The sequence below is a fragment of the Nitrosomonas nitrosa genome (assembly GCF_003051105.1).
GTDB classification, from domain to species: domain Bacteria; phylum Pseudomonadota; class Gammaproteobacteria; order Burkholderiales; family Nitrosomonadaceae; genus Nitrosomonas; species Nitrosomonas nitrosa.
Window position 1 is genome coordinate 1 of sequence record NZ_QAOO01000084.1, and the last position, 1,166, is coordinate 1,166.

At 48.9% G+C, this 1,166-nt stretch carries 2 protein-coding genes; one reads left to right on the forward strand and one right to left on the reverse strand.

What is annotated here, in order from left to right; all coding sequences use genetic code 11:
- The coding region (locus C8R30_RS15675) for a transposase (RefSeq protein ID WP_258192093.1) at positions 1–764 on the forward strand (764 nt) is incomplete at its 5' end.
- 123 nt (positions 765–887) lie between these two features.
- On the opposite strand, the gene C8R30_RS15680 is transcribed toward C8R30_RS15675, so the two are convergent.
- Positions 888–1,166: transposase domain-containing protein (locus C8R30_RS15680; RefSeq protein ID WP_146162715.1), on the reverse strand; the 279-nt coding region annotated here is incomplete at its 5' end.

Sequence of the window (1,166 nt, forward strand, 5' to 3'; positions counted from 1 at the left end):
GTACTTTTGTCAAAGAAGTGAAGTCACTGCGCTTGGATATTCGGCACTACCGGCACGTGAAGAAAAGAGCGAAGGCGAAACGAGCGTTGAAGCGACTCAGAACCATCGCAGGTGTTTTGATGCGGGAGCTCAGAAGAGAACTGCCGCAATACTGTTTGTTTGAATGCTATCAAAGGGACTTTCTGCTGTATGAGCGAGTATTACAGCAGCAACAAAACGATAAAAACAAGATCTACTCATTGCACGAACCGCAAGTGTACTGTGTCGCCAAAGGAAAAGACCACAAACAATATGAGTACGGCAGCAAGGCATCGATAGCCAGTACAGCAAAAGGTAATCTGATTGTCGGGGTTGTCAGTCACGAACAGAACCTGCATGACAGTCATACTCTGCCGGAGATATTGCGTCATGTTGAGATTTCGCGAGGAAAAGCTGCCAAGCAAGCCGTATGCGATCGCGGCTACCGCGGCAAACGTGAAGTCAATGGAACTCAGATCATTTTGCCTGGAAAGGCGCTCAAGAAGGATACCCGGTACCAGAAAGACAAGAAGCGAAAACAGTGCAGGAGGCGTGCCGCGATTGAACCCATTATTGGCCACCTCAAGTCGGATTATCAAATGGCAAGGAACTATCTGAAAGGCGCTATCGGTGATCGCATCAACCTGCTGATGGCTGCTGCAGCCTGGAATCTGAAACAATGGCTGCTGGTCATTTTTTGGCTCTTTTTTCCGTGGCGAAAACTGCAAATTTATCGGATTCCTTGATGGAAATTTAAACTACAAGGGCATGCATTTTGATAGACAGCCATTTTCCCGGGTGGCTTTTCCAGAACAACAACTGTTGTTTGATACTTTTTCGTATGCGTCCAACGCTGCCACCTGTCATTGTTACTGCTGTAGTGATTTAATGAACTCCGGTGCCAGGGGCAACAGTTCATCGATACGATTATTGGGCCAGGTGGGGAGCTTAATGAGCGTATCTTTGAGCCATGCGGATGGGTCTAGTCCATTGAGTTGAGCGGTACCGAACAGGGTTTGGATAGCGGCTGCGCGCTGGCCGGCACGCTCTGAGCCGGTAAACAGCCAATTCTTTTTGCCCAATGCAATGGGGCGGATCGCATTTTCAATCGGGTTGTTGTCGATAGGCAGGTGGCCGGTGTGTGCGTA